The sequence below is a fragment of the Pedobacter sp. KBW06 genome, assembly GCF_003852525.1.
Taxonomy (GTDB): domain Bacteria; phylum Bacteroidota; class Bacteroidia; order Sphingobacteriales; family Sphingobacteriaceae; genus Pedobacter.
The window spans coordinates 427,343-443,847 of record NZ_QAJL01000003.1 but is presented as its reverse complement, the minus strand read 5'-3'; the positions used below and the strand labels follow the sequence as shown (position 1 = coordinate 443,847).

General features: G+C 41.6%; 12 protein-coding genes and 1 riboswitch. Of the genes, 6 read left to right on the top strand and 6 right to left on the bottom strand.

Annotated elements, in window-relative coordinates:
* Positions 1-33: 33 nt before the first annotated feature.
* From DBR43_RS16700 to DBR43_RS16685, 4 genes are all read right to left on the bottom strand, one after another.
* The gene (locus tag DBR43_RS16700) at positions 34-1,275 is read right to left on the bottom strand and encodes a homoserine dehydrogenase (RefSeq protein WP_124582798.1); all 1,242 of its coding nucleotides are present in this window, start codon (positions 1,273-1,275) and stop codon (positions 34-36) included.
* A 7-nt stretch (positions 1,276-1,282) separates the two neighbouring features.
* Positions 1,283-2,341, bottom strand: a complete 1,059-nt coding sequence (gene metX, locus DBR43_RS16695; RefSeq protein ID WP_124582796.1) for a homoserine O-acetyltransferase family protein — start codon at positions 2,339-2,341, stop codon at positions 1,283-1,285.
* 3 nt (positions 2,342-2,344) lie between these two features.
* Positions 2,345-3,652, bottom strand: coding sequence for an O-acetylhomoserine aminocarboxypropyltransferase/cysteine synthase family protein (locus DBR43_RS16690; RefSeq protein WP_124582794.1), 1,308 nt, complete (start codon positions 3,650-3,652; stop codon positions 2,345-2,347).
* Between the two features lie 234 nt (positions 3,653-3,886).
* Positions 3,887-4,000: riboswitch (SAM riboswitch) on the bottom strand.
* Positions 4,001-4,171: 171 nt separating this feature from the next.
* Positions 4,172-5,287 carry a trans-sulfuration enzyme family protein gene (locus DBR43_RS16685; protein ID WP_124582792.1) on the bottom strand — a complete coding sequence of 372 codons (1,116 nt, stop codon included), beginning with the start codon at positions 5,285-5,287 and terminating at the stop codon, positions 4,172-4,174.
* 114 nt (positions 5,288-5,401) lie between these two features.
* On the opposite strand from DBR43_RS16685, the gene DBR43_RS16680 reads away from it, so the two are divergent.
* From DBR43_RS16680 to DBR43_RS16660, 5 genes are all read left to right on the top strand, one after another.
* Positions 5,402-5,896 carry a lipocalin family protein gene (locus DBR43_RS16680; protein WP_124582790.1) on the top strand — a complete coding sequence of 165 codons (495 nt, stop codon included), beginning with the start codon at positions 5,402-5,404 and terminating at the stop codon, positions 5,894-5,896.
* Between the two features lie 68 nt (positions 5,897-5,964).
* Positions 5,965-6,702, top strand: coding sequence for a hypothetical protein (locus tag DBR43_RS16675; RefSeq protein WP_124582788.1), 738 nt, complete (start codon positions 5,965-5,967; stop codon positions 6,700-6,702).
* An 87-nt stretch (positions 6,703-6,789) separates the two neighbouring features.
* A complete protein-coding gene (locus tag DBR43_RS16670; protein WP_124582786.1) occupies positions 6,790-7,557 on the top strand; it encodes a sulfite exporter TauE/SafE family protein in 768 nt (255 codons plus the stop codon).
* A gap of 10 nt (positions 7,558-7,567) precedes the next feature.
* A complete protein-coding gene (locus DBR43_RS16665) occupies positions 7,568-8,560 on the top strand; it encodes a cytochrome-c peroxidase (RefSeq protein WP_124582784.1) in 993 nt (330 codons plus the stop codon).
* Between the two features lie 77 nt (positions 8,561-8,637).
* Positions 8,638-8,907, top strand: coding sequence for a hypothetical protein (locus DBR43_RS16660; protein ID WP_124582782.1), 270 nt, complete (start codon positions 8,638-8,640; stop codon positions 8,905-8,907).
* Positions 8,908-9,026: 119 nt separating this feature from the next.
* Here DBR43_RS16660 and DBR43_RS16655 read toward each other — a convergent pair whose 3' ends face one another.
* The gene (locus DBR43_RS16655) at positions 9,027-10,952 is read right to left on the bottom strand and encodes a sensor histidine kinase (protein ID WP_158622522.1); all 1,926 of its coding nucleotides are present in this window, start codon (positions 10,950-10,952) and stop codon (positions 9,027-9,029) included.
* A gap of 50 nt (positions 10,953-11,002) precedes the next feature.
* Entirely contained in the window at positions 11,003-11,635 is a 633-nt protein-coding gene (locus DBR43_RS16650) for a response regulator transcription factor (protein ID WP_124582779.1), read from the bottom strand.
* An 860-nt stretch (positions 11,636-12,495) separates the two neighbouring features.
* On the opposite strand from DBR43_RS16650, the gene DBR43_RS16645 reads away from it, so the two are divergent.
* A partial coding sequence (locus tag DBR43_RS16645) for a DUF11 domain-containing protein (protein ID WP_158622521.1) occupies positions 12,496-16,505 on the top strand: 4,010 nt, incomplete at its 3' end.

Here is a 16,505-nt window from a genome sequence, read left to right as displayed (position 1 = left end):
CCGGGGCCTTTTTACGATCAAAACGAATTATTATTAATTAAAAAGTACTTCTTCTTCTGTCACCGTCTGGATCTGTTGTTCCGTGTAGGTATATCTTCCGGTATGGGCGATAAACACATCTTTTTGCTCCAGTAAATTACGGTTGGCCAATAAAGTTTTTAAGCTTACACTTCCGATTACATATTTGTAATCCTGACGGCTAAAGCGCTCTACAATATTTTCTACCTGGAGTTTTTCTACGGTATATTCATGTACATAACGCAGGTAAACTTCGATATTTACATTATCTGTGTGGATCAATCCATTCTGCTGGTGGTATTTTTTATACTCATAACGGTAATCGTATCTCAATGCTGCGATGTCTGAAAGCACTGCGGCACCTGTAGGGTGACCACCTGCACCTTTTCCAAAAAAGAATTGCTTATCGGCAAAGGCAGCCTGAACAGTTACCCCATTGTATTCATTCTCTACGTTGTAAAGGAAATCGTCTGATTTAACAAATTTCGGCAATACATACGTAACCACTTGTTTCGTACTGATTTTACGCGCTGTAGGAACAAGTTTGATTTTGAAGTTTTTCTCTCTCGCATACCTGATGTCGTTTTCGCTCAGGTTCTGAATGCCTACATTCAGGATTTTATCCGGATTAATGAACAAACCATAAGCATGTGCTGTAGCAATCGCCAGTTTGAATTTAGGGTCATAACCACCCACGTCCAGGATCGGATCAGTCTCTGCAAAACCAAGGTCCTGTGCCTGCTTTAAAGCAACACCATATTCCAGGTTTTCATTGAAGATTTTCGAAAGGATATAGTTGGAGGAACCGTTAAAGATTCCACTGATGCCATGCAGCAATTCATTGTCGTAATATTCTTCCAGGTTTCTGATGATGGGAATACTTCCGCATACTGCACCTTCATACAATAAGGAAGCGCCATGTTTTTCCTGTAATTCTACCAGTTCTGCCAGGTGGTTGGCGATCATTTTTTTATTCGCTGAAACCACGTTCTTGCCACTGATCAGGGCACGTTTGGTGATGTTGAAGGCCGCATCTGCATCATCGATCAGCTCGACAATCGTATTGATCTCTTCGTTATTTAAAATCTCGTCGTGATTGGTGGTGAAAAGGTGGGCATCTAAGCTGCGTTTCTTATCCGGGTTTTTGATGGCGATTTTAATGATCTCCAGGTTGAGGTCCTGACCACGAATGATGTCGTGTAATCCCTGACCTACAACTCCAAATCCAAATAAACCAATTTTAAGTTTCTTGCTCATCTAAGTACTATGCTGTTTTATGTAATTTAATTATTTTCTTGTTGACACTTTCTTTCAGGAAGTTGCCGATGACATTCGTCAGGATATCTGTCTCGATCAGGAAACCATCATGGCCATAAGCCGATTTGATGGAATGAAAGACGGCATCCGGAATGTGTTTGGCCAGGAATTCCTGTTCCGTGATCGGGAACAATACATCGTTCTCCACCCCAATCACCAAAGTATTTGGTTTTACCGCAGACAAGGCTTCTGCTACACTTTTTCTGCCTCTTCCAACATTATGGCTGTCCATCGCTTTGCTCAGGTACCAATAACTGTAAGCATTGAAACGCTTACATAGTTTTTCTCCCTGGTAGTTCTGGTAAGAAGAAGCGCGGAAAGCACCTGTCTTGTCGTTTACGCTTTCCAGCTGGGTATCGGTATAAGCATCGTAGCTGCGATAAGACAATAAAGCGATGCTTCTGGCTGTTTTCAGGCCTTTCAGGCCGCCATCGGGCTTCTGTGCATAGAAACTTCTGTCGGTACTGATGGCCAGACGCTGACTTTCATTGAAAGCAATTCCCCATGGGGAATGAACGGCATTGGTAGCCACCAGGATCAGGTTTTCTATGGCTGAACCATCGGTAATGGCCCATTCCAGTGCCTGCTGTCCGCCGAGTGAACCACCGATTAAGACTTTGATGTCTTTAATGCCCAGGTGTTCTGCCAGTAAACGGTGTGCAGAAACGAGGTCACGGATGGTAAATTCCGGGAAAGACAGGTAATAAGGTAATCCCGTTACCGGATTCTCGCTTAATGGATTGGTACTGCCATAATGGGAGCCCAATACATTGGCGCAAATGATAAAATGCTCTTCCGGATTAAACAGGTCGTTATTGCCGAAAAGGCCTTTCCACCAGTCCAGCACATCTGAGTTTGCTGTCAAAGCATGACAGGCCCAGATTACATTGTCTTTTTTTGCATTCAGTTTTCCATAGGTCTGATAAGCAAGCTCTATTTTGCGCAATTTCTTGCCATTTTCCAGCTTGAAAGTCTTGTTATGGGTATATGTGGATATTGTACTCATTGTTTAGTTTAGGTTGATTGCAGCAAATGCCTGTTCAAAATCAGCTTTGATGTCGTCAATATGTTCGATTCCTACGGAAACACGCAACAGGTTTGGTGTAACTCCTGCAGCAGCCTGCTCGCTTTCGCTCAGTTGCTGATGTGTGGTAGCTGCCGGCTGAATGATCAGCGTTTTTGCATCTCCAACATTCGCCAGGTGGCTCACCAGTTTTAGGTTGTCTACCAATGCCGTGGCCTGGCTTTTCTCCCCATGAAGTTCAAAGGAAAGGACTGCACCAAATCCGTTCTGCAGGTATTTCTTCGCATTTGCATGGTATGGACTGCTTTCCAGGCCAGGGTAGTTTACACTCTTCACCGCTTCATGGTTTTCCAGCCATTTGGCTAAAGCAAGTGCATTGTCAACATGGCGTTGCACACGAAGGGAGAGGGTTTCCAGTCCCTGGATCAACAGGAAGGAGTTGAAAGGAGAGATGGCAGGGCCGAAATCCCTGAGGCCTTCCACACGGGCACGGATGATGAACTGGATGTTTCCGAACGGGCCGCCGATGCCAAAGACATCATTAAATACCAATCCGTTGTATCCTTCGGAAGGCTCGGTAAATTGTTTGAACTTACCATTGCCCCAGTTGTAATTTCCGCCATCAACGATGACCCCGCCGATGCTCGTTCCATGTCCGCCGATCCACTTGGTGGCCGATTGAACCACCACATGTGCACCATGTTCCAATGGACGGAACAGGTATCCGGCAGCGCCGAAAGTATTGTCTACGATAAGCGGAAGGTTGTGTTTACCTGCAATGGAAGAGATCTTTTCAAAATCAGCAATGCTGAACGAAGGATTTCCTATGCTTTCTAAATAAAGTGCTTTGGTGTTGGCATCGATCTTAGCCTCAAAATCTGAAGCATCATCGCCATTGGCAAATTTAACTTCAATGCCTAAGCGTTTGAAGGCTACTTTGAACTGGTTGTAAGAACCACCATATAAATGGGAAGAAGACACGAAATTATCTCCGGCTTCCAGAATGTTATTTAATGCAATGAATTGTGCTGCTTGTCCGGAGCTCACTGCCAGGGCAGCAACACCGCCTTCCAAAGCGGCTACACGTTTCTCAAAAACATCTGTTGTAGGATTCATGATCCTGGTATAGATATTTCCGAATTCTTTTAAGGCAAAAAGGTTGGCCCCATGTTCTGAGTTCTTGAATCCGTAAGAAGTGGTCTGGTAAAGTGGAACGGCTCTTGAACCTGTTGTTGGGTCAATTTCCTGACCTGCGTGGATTTGAAGGGTTTCGAATTTATGATTGGCTGACATATATTGTTCTTTTAAGCGTTTGGTAAATAAGGATTTAGGGTGTCTGCCTATGCGGTATTACTGCATAAGGGGATATAGCTGTTTAGCGTACCTCAATGGAGGCCTTCCGGATGGATCAAGAATACAAAAGGAAGATTTTATTGATTATCGTATGCAACAGCACATACAAATGGTATGCTGCGGGCAACAATAATTAAAAGAATCTGATGTAATTTTAACTGTTCTCATTGTCTTAATTTATCTCTCCAGATGGCACCATGCCAGCCGGTCAGGAATTGGCACCTTCTCCATTTTGGGAGGGTTGCCAGTGGGTCAAAGAGCCTGTCTCTCGCCACTTCTTTATAAATCAAAACCTAGTTTAAGAGGTAATGACTTGAATAGCTTTCGCTAAGAATAATTCAAATGTAAAGCTAAGTGACAAAATAACCAAAATTATATTCTGGTTATTTTGTAATTAACTGATAATAAGTGATATAAATTCTTGTTTTAAGATTTAATTTTTGTTGATATCCTGGCTTTTTAAGCCAAAGCCTGATCGAAATCTGCAATAAGATCATCGATGTGTTCCAGTCCGACAGAGACCCGAATTAAATTCTGTGGCGTTTTCGTATCCGGACCTTCCACCGATGCACGGTGTTCAATCAGACTCTCTACGCCGCCCAGGCTCGTTGCCTGTGCAAAGAGCTTTACTTTGTTGACTACCTTTCTGGCTTCATCGGCACCACCACGTACCAGGATAGACAACATGCCGCCGAAACCGCTCATTTGCTGTCTGGCAATTTCATATTGAGGATGGCCTGGCAGTCCGGGATAAAATACCCCTTCAATTTTTGGGTGCTGTTCTAAATACAAAGCCAGGGCCATTCCGTTTTCGCAATGCCCACGCATCCGGTAGGGAAGGGTTTTGATGCTCCTCAGGAGTAAAAAGCAATCGAATGGAGAAGGTACTGCTCCGCCGATCTGCTGGATATTTCTGATCTTTTCCCAAAAAGGTGTTTTCTCTGCGGTGATCAGTGCGCCACCCAGTACGTCACTATGGCCACCAATGTATTTGGTAGAAGAGTGCATTACAATGTCTGCACCCAATGCAATCGGATTTTGCAGGCAAGGTGAAGCAAAGGTGCTGTCGCAGGCCAGGATCAGGTTGTGTTTTTTAGTAATGGCAGCAATGGCGGGGAGGTCTGTGATTTTCAGTAAAGGGTTGGATGGGGTCTCTACCCAGATCATCACCGTGTTTTCCCTGATATAAGCGGAGATGTTTGCAATATCGGTCAGGTCAATAAAGTCTATGGTTAGGGTATCCGCGAAAATAGATTGCAGTTGTTTTTTAAAGCCCCAGTACATGTCGTCAGGAGCAATGATATGGCTTCCCGGTTTTAAGGCTTGAAAAAGAGACATTCCGGCAGTATTTCCCGAAGAAAAAGCACAGGCATCCGCGCCTTTCTCCAGATCTGTCAGCACTTGCTCCAGTGCAGAGCGGTTAGGATTGCTTACACGGCTGTACATATGTCCGCCGGAATAGCCACCGTCTTCATCTCTGAAAAAAGTTGTGGACAAATTAATAGGCGGCGTCACGTCTTTTGTGCTGCTCTCGTACAAATTTCCGGAATGGATTGCTAAGGTTTCTGGTTTCATTTTCAGGAGGATAAATCGTAAATTAACTGGCGTGGTACAACAAAGCGCAAGGTAAAAATTATTCTGTGGAAGTTTTGGCAAGATTTATGTATTAGAGAAGAAAAACAAATTGATATGAAAAGAATATTCCTGATAGCAGCCATTTTATGCAGTTCATTAATGGTTTTGCAAAGTTGTTCACCAAAAGGTGGTGGCGCTGCCCAAACTGTTGTTAAGCGTGGCGATGTAACAGGTAACTGGGTGCTAAACGACATTACTTATGAAGGCATTCCTCAGGCATCTGTAAAATCATTGTTTGGTGAAGCTTCACCTAGCTGCTTTGTGGGAAGTACCTGGAGATTAACAAATAGTGGTAACGGAAGTTACAGTTTACCAGGCGGAGCATCATGTGCAGCAAAAACACAGACTATTTACTGGTCGGCAAGCGTTCCGGATCAAACTTTCCAGTTCAAGAAATTATATGAAGGTGATAAAGCTAAAAACGTAACTGAAGGTTACAGATTGGTGCTTTCTTCTTCAACAAAAACATCATTGGTGATCAAATCACCGGTAGAATATGGTAATTCAACTGCTTATATCGTGTTAAACTTTACAGCAGCAGCAAAATAGTTTTTAGTAAATTTGGTTTAGGTTAGAGAGGACTCAGTGGTGTGGGTCCTCTTTTTTTATATCATCATATGGAAGAAGATCAGCGCATCAATAAAACGGATCATATAATGGAGCAGGAGCTTCAGGCTTTTGAAAAGGAAAAAGAACACCTGGAAAATCTGTTTAGTCCCGATCTGGAACTCAGGCAGAAGACGGCTGCTTACTTTAGTAAATTTGCCCGTAACTCAGGCAATATATTTCGTGGATTTTTCTTTTCCTATCCAAAAACCTTTGAGATCTTGATTCCTGCATTAAAAGATCCAAACCCTAAAGTAGTGATTTCTATGATTCAGACTTTGGGCTGTGCCTACAATCGCTATCACGAAGATTCCGGAGTGCAGAAGGCTATGTATGAATTATTTGAACATGCTGATAAAGATATTTTGTATGCCACGTTGATCTGGACCCGGTTTTTCGAAAACGAAGAGAAGTTTAAATACATTTTCTCCCTGTTGGAAAAGAAGCAGCCAAAAAAAATGCTGATGGTGTTGTCTGATCAATTTGGAAAGACAGACGCAACAGCAATCAAGATCAAGGCGCAGTCTTTGCTGATGGACTGCTACCACCGTAAAATAGATACCATAACAAGGAAAACAATTCTTAGGGCATTGAGCCGCACCCTTGATGAAAATACCATTCCTATGTTTATCCAACTCGTTGACCTGAAAGCGGAAACAGCGTTTATCGAACTGATGAAGGAACAGATATTAATGTATGAACCACAGGAACGGATTGATTACCTGATGAAGGAACTTTGGGGGCATTAATTTTACACCCTACCCACAAAAAATAACCTCTGCTTCGCCCATCTTGCACTTTAAAAAACGCTATTTTTGCGGCAATTAAAAAATGCTATGATGTCAGATCTGATTATACTCTGTATAGTCTCTTTTTTTGCCGGATTTATTGATGCCATTGTTGGTGGGGGAGGCTTGCTTCAGACTCCGGCCATCATGATCGTTTTGCCACAGTATTCTGTGGCTACCCTTTTCGGAACCACCAAAATCCCTTCGCTTTCCGGAACTGCATTTGCCGCCTGGAAATATGCTCAAAATGTAACGCTAAACTGGAAATTGCTGATTTATGTGGCCATGCTGGCTTTTGTCGGGGCCATTCTTGGTGCGCATAGCATTACGCTGATCGACAATACGCTGGTTAAGCCGGTGGTGTTTTTCATCCTCATCGCTGTGGCGGTCTATACTTATTTCAATAAGAGTTTTGGCGTTCATCAGGATAAAGACCACAGTATTTTCCAGCAAATGGCCATCGGCCTTTTCTTTGGCTTTGTGATCGGTTTTTACGACGGGCTGATTGGCCCTGGAACAGGCACATTTTTTATCCTTGCTTTTATCGCCCTGCTGGGCTATGATTTTCTGCATGCCAGTGCGAGTGCAAAGCTGATCAATATGGCCACGAACATTGCAGCGATATGTTATTTTGGAAGTACCGGACATATCCTGTATGAGTTTGCGATTCCTATGGCCGTCTGTAATGTCGGAGGATCTTTTCTCGGTACTAAACTGGCCTTGCTGAAAGGCAATAAATTTATCAGGATCTTTTTCCTGATCGTTGTTTTCGGGACCATCCTGAGGTTTGCCTATGATATTTTTATCAAGGCATAATTAATTTTAAATGAAGAAAAATAAACTTTTTGTTGTTGCGATTATTGCGTTCTCTACGGTTCTTTTAGGTCTTGCTTTTGGCCTTTCTACGATAAAAACGGTGGTTGCGGTGAGGAGACCTGTTAACTTTCCTGTTCCTTTTCAGCAAGACCCTGCCTTAACAGTGGAAGGGATCACCCTCGGGCAAAAGCTATTCGATGATGTGTCCTTGTCCAAGAATGGAAAGCTGGCTTGTGCTTCCTGTCATAACCAGACGGACGCCTATTCCAGTGCGGGTATTAAGATCAATGAAGGGATAGATCCTAAAATATCAGGCACGAGAAATACCCCTGCACTGATGAACCTGCAATGGAAACATTCCTATTTCAGGGATGGCAGGGAAACAAAGCTGCAGAATACTGCGATCAATGCCTTTACGAGCCCTGCAGAGATGGGAGAGACGATGGATAACGTCGTTAAAAAGTTAAACCAGAACCCGATCTACAGGCAGCATTTTAAAACGATTTTTGGCATAGATACGATTAAGGCGAAAGACCTGACCGGAGCAATTGAGCAATACCTGCTTTCTTTGGTTTCTGCGAACTCCCGTTATGATCAGCTGGTGGTAAAGCAGAAGGATACTTTTAGTCAGGATGAAAAGGAAGGACTTCTTTTATTTAAAGAAAAATGTGCTTCCTGCCACGCTACAGATTTGTTTAGTGACGAATCACTTAGGAATATAGGAACAGCAGCAGCCAATGATCCGGTAAAGAAATTTAAAGTGCCGGGATTAAGAAATGTGGAAGTGAGCGGTCCTTACCTTCATGACGGCCGGTTTAATACGCTGGAAGAGGTGTTGTCGTTTTATGCTTCTGGTGTAAAGAAAGCCCCGGGACTTGATCCTTTAATGCAGCAGCATGGTCAGACCGGGATTCCTTTAACGGCTGCAGAGCAGAAAAAGATCATTCTGTTTTTGAAGACTTTAACCGATCATGCATTTATCAATAAAACCACGCTTCAATAAACTGCCGGAATTTATCCAATGGATTGTACATTTATGGATATGTTTAATTGTGAAAACCGAAGATAAATATTTGAGTGATGAGTCGACATAACCTGTTGGTATTACTGGGCTGGAATTTAGCATTGGTGTTGTTAGCAAATTTAAGGTTATTGACAAAGGGGGAAAGCGATTGGAGAATTTATGCATTCCTGTCTGTTGTTGTTGTTGTTGTTGTTGGCGCACCGCTCATTATAGGTGTAGGTGCGTTTGTGCTGTACATCGTCATTTTCATTGTAAATAAAATCAAACAGATTCTTGAGTGGTATACTTATCGAAAACGGAATCGAAAAGAATTAATATGGATTTAAAACATCAATACATTCTTCCATTTCATAGATACCTATCCTTGATCATATAAATTTCAAACAAATGATCATCGTTTAGCTTAATGGATGGTTGGCCCCAATTAAACAGACTTTAGCCGGCATTAAGATAACACCAATGGAATGGATATCGTTATTTCGGTTCCTTTAGTGTCTGAATGTATTTTGGTTTCACCGTTTAAGGATTGAACCCGGCGGTGAATGGATTGCAAGCCCATAGTTGATTTCCCATCGCTGGATTTCTTTTCATTTAAGCCTATTCCATCATCGTTAACAGTCAACAGGAGGATGTCTTCTTCTTCATAAATCAAAATTTCTACACTTTTGGCCCTGGCATGTTTGATAATATTGGTAATCGCCTCCTGGATGATCCGGAGCAATGCAATTCGTATATCCATACCAACCCCTATCAATGAGCTATTGTCGATGTGAATAGTTTTGTTGTAGCGGTTATCAGGCAGGGAGCTGTCAGTAAGTAGTTTAATTTGCTTTTCAAAGGACAGTTCTTGTTGTTCATCAGCAGTACTGAACCATTCATGGCTTTTGTTTCGGGCCGCTTTGTAGGCACTCTCTGTTTCCATTCGGAGCGTATTCAGTTTGTTTTTTAGGGCGATATCATTGGTATCCATCCATAGTACCTCCAATTGATACTTAATGGCGGCAATGGATGATGAAAGACCATCATGAAGGTCTTGTCCAAGCCGCTGTTGTTCTTCTCTTACTGCCTGGTGCTTTGCTTCCTCCATGGCAATGATCTGCATATTGGACACATTGTTGAGTGCTTCTACCTGCGCTCTTGATTTTCTGCTTCGATATACCATAATCAGGTAGATGGCCAGTATGAAAATAGATGACGCAATTGAAATGAGTACCAGCCAATTGGTTCGTTGCTGTTTGACTTTTTCTGACTTCCGGAGTTCAATCTTCGTGTTTTCAGCTTCTGTATAGGCGTATAGTAAAGTATCCATCTCTGCCATCAGTACCGCTTTCGCTTTTCGCTCGTGTGCCAGCGCACTGGTTAGCGATGTATAGCCTCCCTGAAAATCACCCTGTACAGCCTGTAGTTGGGCTTTGTATTCATCAAGTATGGGTTGCTGGCTTTTAAAAAAATTGGGAAGCGATTCCAATTGTTTGATATAAAAGCGGGCGCTATCCAGATTTTTTAAAATGAGGAAGTGATCCACCTTCATTTGGAAAAGGGGGACTTCTATATAAGACATCGGCTGGTCTTTATACGTGGTTTTTAGTGTTTGTATGCTATCCAGTAGCATCCCCACTTTGACTTGGTTATTCTCCAACAGCGCAATGTCGTGGCGTCTGATCAGGGCATAAAAGTCATTGTAAAGCATGTGTTGCCTGTTTATTGGGTATTTGCCTTTGAGTATGTTGCCAATTTGATCGGCCAGCAGGGCTGTTCGATAAACAGCCGCAGTATCTTTGGTCTTTATATAGGCTTCGATGGCTACAGCTAAGATGTCTATAGCAAACATTCCATTAACATTTTCGGTTTTTTTATTCCGCAACTGTTCCGGCAAGCGCTGGATGTATTCTTTTTTATCCCTATAAGTGGAGATCACTTTATTGTATAAACTTTGCTCATTGAAAGCCTTGACTTTAAAAACGTCTCCTAGCAAGGGACGTATTTTGCCGTTTTTTGCTAATTCCTCCGATAGTTTCTCGTTATAATACATAGCCGCACCAGTTTGTCCGAATATTTCTGCATTATCCGCCAATGCCATATAGTACTTTACACGTGGACGTCCATACTCCTTTTTCCCCCAGGCAATATCTTTATACAAACTAAGAAGACCAGCCAATTCCTGCGTTTTAAATTCGATTCCTTCATTCACAAATTCTTGTGTTAACGAATAGGCGCTGTCCAGGTATTTGTCCGCAGAAATGCGGTCTGCATTGTAAGCTTTGGCTAGCTTTTCAAATTCCTTTTTTGCCTGGACTGTTGATTGTCCGGCAGTAGTTTTGCTGATTAGCAGAAAAAATAAGAAAAGGAGAGATAGATTGCTTGAAAACATGCAAAATTTGTTTTTCATCGGGTTTATTGTATGAATTTTTCGGACTATGTTTAGATTAATTCCTGTTCACGTGCATATAACAATAACTCCGTAATGGAATTTACGTTTACCTTTGACATCATCTTCCGGCGATGCGCAACGATCGTGTGTTTGCTAAGATGTGCTTTTTCTGCGGTATGAGCAATGGATAATCCTTGTGCAAAATACTGTAAGATTTCCAATTCCCTGGCCGTAAATGCCATTTTACTAATGTTATGTGTACTTTTAACAATTTCACTGATTACCGGGCAGATATATTGATTGCCATGGGCTATTGTAGTCAGACATTCGAGTACGGTATCAAAACCAGACGATTTGGAGATAAAGCCCTGGGGCTTATAATCCAGAATATTTGTTACTACAGTAGGGCTCTTGGTTGAGCTCATTACAATGATAATATGCTGTCGGTTCAAGCGTTTGACTTCGTTGATGAGCGTAAGGCTATTTTCATTTTTCAAGTAATAATCCAGAAACAGATAGATACGTATCTTTGAATGCTTTATAAGAAATTGTGTTAATTCTCTTTTGTCAGAGAGTGTGTAAACAGCGCTGAAAAGTTCCAACCGCTCTATGAATGCCGAAAAAGAATCGGCAAATAAAAGGTGGTCATCAAAGACAATGGCAATGGTATTGGTTTTCTCCATAAATTAAACTAATGTAGCAAAAGTATGCGATTAGATTTATTCCTGGTATCTCTTAATTACTGGTATAGGTATAAATTATAGCTAATTAATGCTATGTGTAAACTAAATAATAACATTTTTTTGTCAAACAAATGCATGATGAATTTAAGTAGAACTTAAGGACGTTACGAAGCTGTTTGATGAAAGAGATGTATTCTGATCCTTCTATCAACACTGTATTCAATCGCAAGATTTTTTGAATTACTCAGACCTCTTCATCTTATTTTAAATAGAGCTGGTTCATCCAGTTGCCCCCTCAGCTTAAATAACAAATTATTGCTATTTGATTAAATCTTATAGCATGATGTTGCTGTATTGACCATTATCCATTTCAGTTGTTAAAATGGAGTACTTTTTTTACTTAAAATTGAATCAATCAATCTATGAAATTAAAAAGTATTAACGCCCGACATGATTTATGAAAAACACCAATTGAACTAGATTATGAAGCAAAGCCTATTACTCAGGGGCTACTGTTTGCGCTCTATTATCCTGTAAGGTCACACTTTATGATTTGATGAACCGAACACAATAGGAGAAGGACATCTGAAAATCACATCTGGAATGTCTGGATGTGCTACAGATTTTTTATTTCGATCTCGCGTGTGCCATCAATTCCTATCCGAATCTATGACATCTTATTTAAGACAAATTTAGGAGCATAAAAATCAACTGCCTGATTACCGGTTGTTGAAAAATCGTAGCCTGTGGACACTGATGGCATCTACAAACTATTATATGAAAAAGTCGTAGACACATTGATATAATCAACCGAAAGGTCTGCTAAGACCATAACATCATTTAAGGAGAAAAATTATCGCATGAAACATTTTACTAAATTTTATTATTTCGCATCATTATTGATCTGCTTTTTGTTCTTTGGGCAGTATAGTTATGCAGATGGGTCGAAAGATTTGTACCCAGGAGGAAATGGCGGAAGAGCTAAACTGAGATCAAGTACGTCTGCTTCTGCTTCTTATCCGTTTGCCAGTTTAAATACACATCATGTTTATGCAAAAGCAGGAGAGACCATTACTATAGCAAGTAGTGTAATGGGACTTGGCAGTGCAAGGATCAAGCTAACAAAACCTGACGGGACAACCACCAGTTATTCGGGACCAACGGGCCTGATCAGTAAACGGGTTAATGAAGTTGCAGGTCCGAGATTACCCGGGGTAATCGGAGGAGATTATTATGATCCCATTTTATATGCTGTTCCTGTTGGAGGAGATGGGATTTACAGTGTCGATTTTGTTCCACCAGCGGGAGAAGCTGGTACAAATACTAACGGAAGGGAAACTAGTGGTGTTTTAGCAAGCGTCGATTGGAAAGCACCTACGAGCAGCGATGTCGTTATTGCAGCATGGGATGTGTCTATATATGGTTCTAACAATGCGTTGATAAGCGGTCGTGTTTATTCTAACGTACTTAATCTTGATATCTATAATGATTTTAGTGCAACAAGAACCTATTATGGGAAAATGTATGTGCTGACCAAAGATGGATATATTTATAAGGTAGATAACAATGGAAACAATGGTATCAGTTTTGAGTTTTTTGTAAATAGTAACGGCTTCGTTAATGGGGCGGGAGAGCCGGTATATAAAAGTTTAAATACATCAACAGGTATTTCATCGCAGATTAAGGACCCCCGGACAGCAGATAATACCACGAGCGTAACCCATAAAATGTTTTATACGCTTCCAGCCAGTGATTTACCGCAAAGTGCATCTGGAGCAGTTGCTGGAGGTACTGGTACAACCTGGCTTAAAAATGCGCGGCTGGTTCCCAAGGTTTCTGATTTAAAATTATTTGGCGTAGAGGGAACCGAAGGGCAGGTAAGTAATAAAGGTGGCAATATAAAATTTAGTGCCAATGTTTCAGGTCGTTATATCATTGAGATCAGTGCTGTTGCACCTGCCAATTTCCCAACCAGAACCATTACCGGGTTTGCAAGTGCTGGATCCAATTCAGTCAATTGGGATGGAAAGGATGGCTTAGGTAATCCGCTTCCATCTGGAAATTCACCAGCTAAGTTAACAGTCAGGCTGCAGGGGGCTGAAGTTCATTTTCCATATTTTGATATGGAAATAAATCCGAATGGGATCAAATTAGAATTATTGAATGCAGGACTTGATGCTGTAGAATCAGATGTCGTCTATTGGGATGATACTGATATCACTCTTACTTCCGGGGCTAATAATTCACCTTCAAATCCAATCAATGCCAGCCAATCCGCTGTCCCTGCCGGAACTTCAAGTAATGCCAATGGGCACAAATGGGGTAATAACTCAAGTCCGGCTTCGGGAACATTTGGTGACAACAGATCTATGGATACTTGGACATTTGTTTTGGGTGCAGAAGAAACGTTAAGTACTGTGATCTCCACTAAGATTGCAGATTTAAAGGTAAATAGTATCACTCCAAATGTGTCGACAGTAGGGGCTAATGGAAACATCATTTATACTGTAGAGGTTCAAAATAGTGATGGTTCCGCCGCTTATAGTGATGTAGACAATGCTCCTTTTTCTTTTAATGTTCCCGCGGGAATGGAAATTGTTTCTGCTGTTTATGTATCTGCTTGCGGTACAGAAATCAATGGAACTATTTCTGCTGATAAATTACATTATAACGCTGAATTAAATCTGACAAACGGATGTAAAGGTACCTATACAATTGTGACCAAAGCCGTTGGGGTACCTTCTGGAAAAATAATTGCTGAAGCCACTATTATGAGGCCAAATGACGTTAACGATCCAGATGCAACCAATCCAGATCCAAATGTGCTTCCTACCGACCCTCATTTGGAATGCAAAAATGGAACGGCTACTGAAAGCTGCAATAATATAAAATACAACAACGTTGTTACGCTCATTAATAAAATTACCGCTGTTAAATCTATTGTAGGTGATCCGGCTACAGTAAAACCTGGTGACGTTTTGATATATAATATTATCTTGACAAATACGGATGCTCTTCCAAAAACAGGGGTTACTGCTAGTGACGCAGTTCCTTCAACGTTGACAGCTATTTCTGCGATTGATAACGGTGGTGTTGCCACGGGCAACACGATCAACTGGACCAACTTAACCGTTCCGGCGAATGGCACTTTAACATTAAGTTTCAAAGCAACGGTAGTTGCAAACTTGCCAGTAGGTACTATTTCGATCAAAAACACCGCATCGGTGATTGATCCAATCGATCCGACTACACCGGCTACCCCAGTAGTTGAGAAACCAACTGAAGGGAAGATCACAGCAGTTAAATCTATTGTCGGTGACCCCGCCACGGTAAAATCTGGCGATGTGCTGACCTACAACATCGTATTGACCAACAGTTTTGGTACGGCCAAGACAGGACTGACAGCCAGCGATGATGTACCAAATACATTGACAAGTATTTCTGCGATCAGCAATGCTGGAACACTGGTTGGCAGTAAAATCGACTGGACAGGTTTAACTGTTCCTGCAAACGGAAGTTTAACTTTAAGCTTTAACGCGACCGTTATAGCCAACCTTCCGGTTGGAACGACAAGTATCAAGAATACAGCGAGTATTGTAGATCCTATTGATCCTGCAATACCTGTTACACCAGAAGTAGAGAAACCAACCGAAGGTAAGATCACTGCAGTTAAAACGATCGTAGGTAACCCTGCTACGGTGAAGCCTGGTGATGTTTTGACTTACAACATTACCCTGACCAACAGTTTTGGTACGGCTAAGACAGGATTGACTGCCAGCGATGATGTACCAAATACATTAACAGGAATTACTGCAATTAGCAATGCTGGAACACTGGTTGGCAATAAAATCGACTGGACAGGTTTAACTGTTCCTGCAAACGGAAGTTTAACTTTAAGCTTTAACGCGACCGTTATAGCTAACCTTCCGGTTGGAACGACAAGTATCAAGAATACAGCGAGTATTGTAGATCCTATTGATCCTGCAGTACCTGTTACCCCGGAAGTTGAGAAACCAACCGAAGGTAAGATCACTGCAGTTAAAACGATCGTAGGTAACCCTGCTACGGTGAAACCCGGAGATGTTTTGACTTACAATATTACTTTAACCAATAGCTATGGTACCCTTAAGACTGGTGTTACTGCCAGTGATGGTGTGCCGGCCACATTGACAAGTATCAATACGATTAGCAATGGTGGAACTTTAACCGGTAATAAAATAGACTGGGCAGGTTTAAGTGTTCCAGCGAATGGTACCCTGGCATTGAGCTTTAAAGCGACTGTCTCTGGTAATCTTCCTGTAGGAACGACTTCGATCAAAAACGTAGCTTCGATCATTGATCCGATTGATCCTACTGAACCAATAGTTCCTGAAATAGCGGTATCCGTAAATGAAAGCCCTGCAATAAATTTGGTTAAAACAGTAACGAATACAGGTACGGCAGTTCCTGGGGCCTTTAATGTGGGCGATAAAATTGAATATACATTCACCATCAAAAATACAGGTGATGTTACCTTGAACAACATCAATATTACTGATCCACTAATCAGTAATTCGGTAATCAATATTCCAGGTAGTATTTTGCCTAACAATGAGATTAAGCATGTCGCTAATTACATCATTACCCAAGCGGATGCTGATGCAGGAAATGTGACTAACAGTGCATTGGTAAAAGCCAGTAGTCCTGCAGGTAATATCGTAGAGGATAAATCGGGAACTACTACTGTTGGAGACGATCCAACCATTACTCCGATAAAACAAACCCCTTCATTGAGTTTAACCAAAACAGCAGTTGTTGGAGTACACAATAAAATAGGAGACATCATCAACTACAATTTGGTAGTTAAAAATACTGGAAATGTAACGGTTAC